Origin of the sequence: Rugamonas sp., assembly GCF_025354735.1 — a bacterium.
Classification (GTDB): Bacteria; Pseudomonadota; Gammaproteobacteria; order Burkholderiales; family Burkholderiaceae_D; genus Rugamonas.
In genome coordinates this window covers 18,918-27,324 of record NZ_JANXMI010000202.1, presented here as the reverse complement: position 1 = coordinate 27,324, position 8,407 = coordinate 18,918, and the positions used below count along the sequence as shown (strand labels likewise).

The following is an 8,407-nucleotide window of genomic DNA, read 5'->3' as shown; positions in this document are numbered from 1 at the left end:
GGGCCGCGCGCCCTTTTCCTTTGGAGATTACATGGCCCGACCGCAGACTTCCGTACTTCGCCGCTCCCTCGCCCTCGCCGGCATCTTCGCCGCCTCCGTCTCCTGGTCCGCGTGGTCGCCGGCGCAGGAGGCGCCGCAGCGCGCGCCGGAAATCGCCACCGGCTTCTCGAATAAAACCGGCTGGACCGCGCAGAAATTCATGGTCGCCGCCGCCAATCCGCTGGCCACCGAAGCGGGCTACCAGATGTTGAAGCGCGGCGGCAGCGCCATCGACGCCGCCATCGCCACGCAGCTGGTACTGACCCTGGTCGAGCCACAATCGTCCGGCATCGGCGGCGGCGCCTTTTTGATGTACTACGACGGCCAGCATGTGCAATCGTTCGACGGCCGCGAAACCGCGCCGGCCGCCGCCGACGAACACCTGTTCCAGGACGCCGACGGCAAGCCGCTGTCGCGCAACGCCGCCATCATCGGCGGCCGTTCGGTCGGCGCGCCCGGCGTGCTGCGCATGCTCGAACTGGCGCACAGGGAGCACGGCAAGCTGCCGTGGGCCACGCTGTTCCAGCCCGCCATCGAGCTGGCCGACCACGGCTTCGCCGTCAGCCCGCGCTTGCATAGCCTGCTGGCCTGGGATCCCAATTTGATACTCGATCCGGTCGCCGCCGCCTACTTCTACGACAAGGACCGCCAGCCCTGGGCCGTCGGCCACGTGCTGAAAAATCCCGCGCTGGCGCGCACGCTGCGCGAGATCGCCAGCGGCGGCGCCGACGCCTTTTATCAAGGCCGCATCGCGCGCGACATCGCCGCCAAGGTGGCCTCGCATGCCACCAATCCGGGCCAGCTGACGGCCGCCGACATCGCCGGCTACCAGGCCAGGGAACGCGATCCGGTGTGCAGCGACTACAAAAAATGGACCGTCTGCGGCATGCCGCCGCCGTCGTCCGGCGGCATCACCATCGCGCAGATGCTCGGCGTGCTGGAAGTGAAAAACATCGCCCGGTTCCCGCCCACGCGCGCGGCCAACGGCGACATCGAACTGACGGCCGACGAAATCCATTTGTTCAGCGAAGCGGGCCGCCTGGCCTACGCCGACCGCAATCACTACGAGGCCGACACCGACTTCGTGCCGCTGCCCGGCCACGGTATCGCGTCGCTGATCGACAAAACCTATCTGGCGCAGCGCGCCGCGCTGGTCACGGACCGGTCGATGGGGCAGGCCCGCTTCGGCACGCCGCCCGGCATGAACGTGGCCTGGGGTTCGGACAGCGAGACGGCGCGGCCGTCGACGTCGCACCTGGTCGCGGTCGACCAGTACGGCGGCGGCATGTCGATGACGACGTCGGTGGAAGACGCCTTCGGCTCGCGCCAGATGGTCGACGGCTTCCTGCTCAATAACCAGCTGACCGATTTCTCGTTCGACGCGGTCGACGCCGACGGCCCGGTCGCCAACCGGGTCCAGGCCGGCAAGCGTCCGCGCAGCGCGATGTCGCCGGAGCTGGTGTTCGACCGGCAGACCCACAAGCTGGTGCTGGCCACCGGCTCGCCGGGCGGCTCGGCCATCATCAACTACGTGGCCAAGGTGCTGGTCGGGACGCTGGACTGGAACTTGAATGTGCAGCAGGCCATCAGCCTGCCCAACATCGGCAGCCGCAACGGGCCGACGGAGCTGGAGGCGGGGCGCATTTCGCCGGCCGTGATCGCGGCGCTGAAGGCGCGCGGCCACCAGGTCATCGAGAACGAGCAGACCTCCGGCCTGCAAGGCATCATGCGCACCACGGTCGATGGCCATGACGCCTGGTTCGGCGGCGCCGACCCGCGCCGCGAAGGCATCGTGCGCGGCGATTGAGCCGCCGGCGTGGGCGGTGTAGCGACCCCGCCCCCGCGCCGCGGGCCCGCCCTCACGTTGTAATTTATCGCGCCCCTTCCCCAAACCGGCCATACCCTGCTAATCTGGCCGCATGGGACAACAACATAAAACAGGACTCATCCTGACGGGCGGCGGCGCCCGCGCCGCCTACCAGGTCGGCGTGCTGCAAGCGATCTCCGAAATTCTGTGGGAAGCCGGCTGGCCGCCGGCGCGCAATCCCTTCGACATCATCTGCGGCACCTCGGCCGGCGCCATCAACGCCACCGCGCTGGCCTGCCGCGCCGACAATTTCGGCGAGGGCGTGCAAAAGCTGCTCGACGTCTGGCAGCACATCGAAGTCGAACAAGTCTACCGCGCCGATTCGCTCGGCGTGCTGCGCTCGGGCGCGCGCTGGCTGTCCATCCTGTCGTTCGGCTGGCTGCTGCGCAAATGGCGCGCCGCGCCGCCGGCCTCGCTGCTCGACAACACGCCCCTGGTCAGCCTCCTGCACCGCATGCTGGACCTGCCGCGCCTCGACGCCGTGCTCTCCGAAGGCCTGCTGCACGCGCTGGCCGTGACGGCGTCGTCGTACAGCGGCGGCCAGCACATCACCTTTTACCAGACCATGGCCAACATCGTGCCGTGGGTGCGCATGCAGCGCGTCGCGCTGCAAGACCAGATCGGCGTCGAGCACTTGCTGGCGTCGTCGGCGATCCCGTTTATTTTTCCGGCCACGCCGCTGTACCTGGGCGGCCACCGCGAATATTGCGGCGATGGCTCGATGCGCCAGCTGGCGCCGATCTCGCCGGCCATCCACCTCGGCGCCGACAAGGTGCTGGTGGTCGGCGCCGGACGCCTGACCGAGCCGGCCCGCGCCGCCGGCGCCGCGCCGGCGCGCTACCCGAGCGTGGCGCAGATCGCCGGCCACGCCATGTCGTCGATCTTCCTCGACGGCCTGGCGGTCGACATCGAGCGCCTCGAGCGCATCAACCGCACGCTGTCCATGCTGCCGCCCGAATACTTGGCGCAGACGCCGCTCAAGCCGGTCGAGCTGCTGGTGATCGCGCCGTCCGAGCGGCTCGACGACATCGCCAGCCGCCACATCGCCAGCCTGCCGGCGCCGATACGGGTCATGTTGTCGAGCATAGGCGCGACCGAAACGCGCGGCGCCGCGCTGGCCTCCTATTTGCTGTTCGAATCGACGTATACTTGCGAGTTGATCCGGCTCGGCCAGAGCGACACGCAAGCCCGCAAGGCCGACGTGCTGGCCTTCTTCGGATCGTAAGCGGCATGCGGCATGCGGCATGGGGCATGCTGCGCGGTGACCCCGGTGTCCCGCGCCCATGCCCCGGCAGCGCCTGAACCGTTTTTCGCCACCGTCGATAGATAAATTTTTTTGCGAGTCATCCCCGTGTCCCCACTACGCCGTGCCCTGTTCCACCTGCTGCCAGCCTTGCTGCTGTGGGCCGCCGCATGGGGCGGGGCGCGGGCCACCGCGCCGCCGCGCACCTTGCGCTTCGAGCAGCTCAGCGTCGAACACGGGCTGGCGCAGGAATCGGTGCTGGCCATCGCCCAGGACAAGCAAGGCTTCATGTGGTTCGGCAGCCAGGCCGGCTTGAGCCGCTTCGACGGCTACCGCGTCATCAGCTACAAGAGCGCCGTCTCCGACCCGGCCAGCCTGGGCGACAACTGGGTCCGCGCGCTGCACCTGGACCGCTCCGGCGGCCTGTGGATCGGCACCGACGGCGGCCTCGATCGCTACGACGAGCTGACCCAGACCTTCACCCATTTCCATCCCGAGGAACCGGCCAAGCGCGGCAACGGCAACCGCCACGTGCGCGCCATCGTCGACGACGGCCTCGGCGGCCTGTGGCTGGCCACCGGCGACGGCTTGCAGCATTTCGATCCGGCCAGCGGCCGCTTCACCATCTGGCACCACGACGCCGCCGACAGCGCCAGCCTGGCCGACGACCAGGTCAACGCGCTGGCGCGCGACGCCGCCGGCCGGCTGTGGGTCGGCACCGCCTCGGGCCTGGACATGATGGCGCCGCACGCGGCCCGCTTCGTCCACTTCCGTCTCGACCCGGCGCCCGACTCCGAATACAACGCGGTCCAGGCGCTGCAGGTCGACAGCGCGCAGACCCTGTGGATCGGCACTCTGGCCGGCCTGGAACAGTGGCGCGAGCTGGGCCCGGACCCGCGGCGGCGCCGCCTCGGCGAACGCGAGGGCCTGAGACCGGGCAGCATCGCGGCCCTCTACCAGGACAGCGAAAACTATCTGTGGGTGGGCAGCGTGGCCGAAGGCCTGTACCGCTGGCTGCCGGCGGAAAACCGCCTGGTCCAGTACCGCCACCAGTACACCGACAGCCACAGCGTGGCCGACAACCAGATCTCGGCGCTGTTCCGCGACCGCCTCGGCACCTTCTGGGTCGGCACCTGGAACAATGGCGTGAGCCGGGTCGACCTGGGCAGCGGCGGCTTCGCGCGCCTGGTGCGCCAGGCCGACCAGGCGCACACGCTGTCGGACAACAAGGTGCGCGCCATCGCCAGCGACGGCGCCGGCCGCCTGTGGCTGGGCACCAGCAGCGGCTTGAATCACTACGACCCCATCAGCGGCGACAGCGAACTGTATCGGCATCGGCCGGACCGCTACCAGGCGTATATCCACCAGGCCGACAGCCACGGCGCCGACGGCCTGACCGACGACCAGGTGACGGCGCTGTGGCGCCAGGGCGACGGCAGCCTGTGGATAGGCGGGCGCAACGGCGTCGACCGGCTGGCCGCCGACGGCCGCCGGTTCAGCCACTTCTCGTTCGCCCACGGCGACATCAACGCCGACACCATCCGCAACATCGTCGGCGACCGTGGCGGCATGCTGTGGATCGCCTCGCGCGGCGGCCTGCACCGGCTCGACCCGCGCACGGGCGCCGTGCAAACCTTCCGCCACGATCCGTCCGACAGCGCCAGCCTGGCCGACAACGTGGTGCGGCCCATCCTGGAAGACCGCCGCGGCCAGCTGTGGATAGGCACCTTCAACGGCCTCGATCTGCTCGACCGCAAGACCGGCCGCTTCCGCCACTACCGGCGCGACGCCAACGATACCAGCAGCCTCAGTCACGACGAAGTCCACTATCTGTACGAAGACCCGCACGGCACCATCTGGGTCGGCACCGCCGCCGGCCTCAATAAAATGGAAACCCGCGCCGACGGCTCGCTCCACTTCCGGCGCTATCTGCGCAAGGACGGCATCGCCGACGACGCCATCGCCTCCATCCTGCCGGACGACCACGGCAACCTCTGGCTGTCGACCAACACCGGCATCTCCAAGCTCGATGTCGACACTGGCCTGTTCCGCAATTACGGCGGCGCCGACGGCACCATCGAAGGCGCCTACTTCGACGGCGCGGCCCTGCGCACCGCCGACGGCACGCTGTTCTTCGGCGGCTTCAACGGCGTGACCGCGTTCGCGCCGGCCGCCGTGCGCGAAAACAGCGTGGCGCCGACGGTGGCGATCACCGATTTCCAGATCTTCAACAAGTCGATCCGGGCCGGCCACGGCGAACATCCGAACGTGCTCAAGTCGGCCATCGAGCACACCACGGCGCTGACGCTGAACGAATCGGACTCCGTGTTCTCCTTTGAATTCGCGGCGCTGCACTACGCCGCGCCGCAGCGCAACCGCTTCGCCTACCAGTTGCAGGGCTTCGACCGCGACTGGGTCGTCACCGACGCCACCAAGCGCTTCGCCACCTACACCAACCTCGATGCGGGACACTACCAGTTCCGCGTCAAGGCCGCCAACAAGGACGGCATCTGGAACGACAACGCCGCCACCGTCGACATCCTCATCGAGCCGCCGTTCTGGAAAACCTGGTGGTTCCGCACCGTGGCCGCCCTGTTGGCGGTTGGCGCCGCGTATGGCTCCTACCACGTGCGCATGCGCGCGCTGCGGCGCCAGAAGGACAAGCTGGAACAGCAGGTCGGCCTGCGCACGGCCGAAGTCGAGCACAAAAACCTGCTGCTGCAACGCCAGAAGGGCGAACTGGAACAGCGCCGCCTGGAAGCGGAAAGCCAGCGCGCCGAGGCCGAGCAGCGCCGCATCGACACCGAGCGCCAGAAGCAGGAAGTGGAGCGGCAAAAGGAAAACGTCGAACAGGCCCACCGCAACATCTCGGTGCTCAGCGAAATCGGGCGCGAGATGAACGCCACGCTCGATATCGAAACCACCATGCTGACCGTCTACCGCCACGTCTCGCACCTGATGAACGTGCAGAAGTTCGGCATCGGCTTCGTGCGCGAGGAACAGGGCGTGATCGAATTCCCGTTCGCGGTCGAACGCGGCGTGCGCGCCTTGCCCTACCAGCGCCGCCTCGACGATCCGCACCAGCTGGCCGTGTGGTGCGTGCTGCAACAGCGCGAAGTGTTCATCAACGATTTCTACGCCGAGTACGCGCACTACATCAGCGCCGAGGGCTTCGGCACGCTGGCCATCGGCATCCTGGAGGACGGCAGCGAGGCGCAGGTGCCGCTGTCGATGATGTACACGCCGCTGATCGTGCAGGAGCGCGTGGTCGGCGTGCTGGCGGTGCAGTGCATGGAGCGCAACGGCTACCAGCGGGTCCACATGGACATGCTGCGCAACCTGGCCGCGCACGCCGCCGTCGGCCTCGATAACGCGCGCACCTACCAGCAGCTGGAGGAGGCGCTGCGCGCGCTGCGCGAGACCGAGGCCGAGCTGCTGCTGCAGGAAAAACAGGTGCGCCTGCACACCGAGGAACTGGCGCAGGCCAACGAGGCGCTCAAGGAAAACGACGAGCGCCTGCGCCTGGCCAAGCAAAAGGCCGAGGACGCGACGCGCCAGAAATCCGAATTCCTCGCCAATATGAGCCACGAGATGCGCACCCCGCTGGCCGGCGTGATCGGCATGCTGGGCTTCGCGCTGCGCGACGGCGGCCTGCACCAGGCCACCCGCGAGCAGATCCTGCGCGGCCAGGCCAACGCCCAGTCGCTGCTGGGGATCATCAACGACCTGCTCGACTTTTCCAAGATCGAGGCCGGCAAGCTGACCATCGAGAACATCGACTACTCGCTGTCGTCGACGGTCGAAAACGTGCTTAGCCTGTTCGAGGAACAGGCCTCGGCCCACAGCGTCGGCTTCAGCCTGGAATTCGGCGAGGGCTTGCCGCCCTTCGTCGTCGGCGATCCGAGCCGGCTGCGCCAGGTGCTGGTCAACCTGGTCGGCAACGCCTTCAAATTCACTCAGCGCGGCGACGTCCGCATGCGCGTCGAGCGCGTGCCGGCGCCGCGCGGCCAGGGCTATAACCTGATCCGCTTCACCGTCAGCGACACCGGCATCGGCATCGCGGCCGACGCCATCCCGCGCCTGTTCCAGAAATTCGAGCAGGCCGACACCACCACCACGCGGCGCTACGGCGGCACCGGCCTGGGACTGGCGATCTGCCGCCAGCTGGTCGAGTTGATGGGCGGCGCCATCGACGTCGTCAGCACGCCCGGCGTCGGCAGCACCTTCTCGTTCGAGCTGCCGCTGGCCGACGGCGTGGCGCCGCAGCTGGTGCCGCAAGTGCCGCGCGCGCCGCACAGCCATCAACTGAAGGTGTTGTGCGCCGAAGACTTCCCGACCAACCAGATCATCATCCGCATGATGCTCGAAGACCTGGGCCACGGGGTCGACATCGCGGCCAACGGCCTGCTGGCGGTCAAGGCCTGCGCCCACACCCGCTATGACCTGATCCTGATGGACGGCCGCATGCCGGAAATGGACGGCGCCAGCGCCACGCGCCTGATCCGCGCCGGCGGTCCCGACGACGCGCCGGTGCGCGACCAGGAACTGATGATCATCGCGTTGACGGCCAACGCCAGCGAGGAGGATCGCAGCCGCTATCTGGCGGCCGGCATGGACGATTTCCTGACCAAGCCTATCGACGAGGCGGCGCTGCATTTCCAGATAAGCCGCGCCATCGAACGCCAGTTGCAGCGCGGCCTGACGCTGCCGCGCATGGCAGCGGCGCGCATGGTCGACGCGGCGATGTCCGTCACCGGCGCCGGCGTCGCCGCGGGGCCGGGCGTTGCGGAACTCGACGCCATGTTCGGCGTCGCGCCTGCGCCAGCTTCGCATTCCGCGCATGTCGTGCATCCGGTGCATCCCTTGAACCCCGTGCATGCCGTGGCTCCCGGACTTCCCGCGCGCGCCGACGGCGACCTGAAAACGCGGCTGCGCGACGCCTTCAGCGTCGACGTGCCGGCGCGGCTGTCCGAACTCGATCGCGCCCTGGTCCGGCGCGACAGCGAGGCCGCCGGCCGTCTGCTGCACGGCATCAAAGGCAGCGCCGCCTATCTGGAAGCGCCGGAATTGCAGGCCCTGTGCGGCGCGCTGGAACAGTCGGCCGACGGCGGCGATCTGGCGGCGGTGCAGGCCGGCCTGCCGCGCCTGCGCGCCTTGCTGGCGGGCGTCGCCGGCGTCGGCGCCAACTGACGGCGCTTATGGGGTAAGATTCCAGCGCAGTGCCAAACAGTTCCGCCGGCGGGCCCGCAAGCCGGGAT

Annotated in this window: 3 protein-coding genes; all 3 read left to right on the top strand. The window is 68.7% G+C overall.

Features of this window, described 5'->3' with window-relative positions:
- The first annotated feature begins 31 nt into the window (after nt 1-31).
- Nucleotides 32-1,846, top strand: a complete 1,815-nt coding sequence (gene ggt / locus Q0S71_RS16230) for a gamma-glutamyltransferase (RefSeq protein WP_295997876.1) — start codon at nt 32-34, stop codon at nt 1,844-1,846.
- A gap of 112 nt (nt 1,847-1,958) precedes the next feature.
- A complete protein-coding gene (locus Q0S71_RS16225; protein WP_295997874.1) occupies nt 1,959-3,131 on the top strand; it encodes a patatin-like phospholipase family protein in 1,173 nt (390 codons plus the stop codon).
- Nucleotides 3,132-3,257: 126 nt separating this feature from the next.
- Nucleotides 3,258-8,339, top strand: coding sequence for a two-component regulator propeller domain-containing protein (locus Q0S71_RS16220; RefSeq protein WP_295997871.1), 5,082 nt, complete (start codon nt 3,258-3,260; stop codon nt 8,337-8,339).
- Nucleotides 8,340-8,407 lie beyond the last annotated feature (68 nt).

Bases quoted from the DNA above. Each gene is read 5' to 3' on its own strand.
- ggt (WP_295997876.1), top strand. From the start codon at position 32: ATGGCCCGACCGCAGACTTCCGTACTTCGCCGCTCCCTCGCCCTCGCC.
- Q0S71_RS16225 (WP_295997874.1), top strand. From the start codon at position 1,959: ATGGGACAACAACATAAAACAGGACTCATCCTGACGGGCGGCGGCGCC.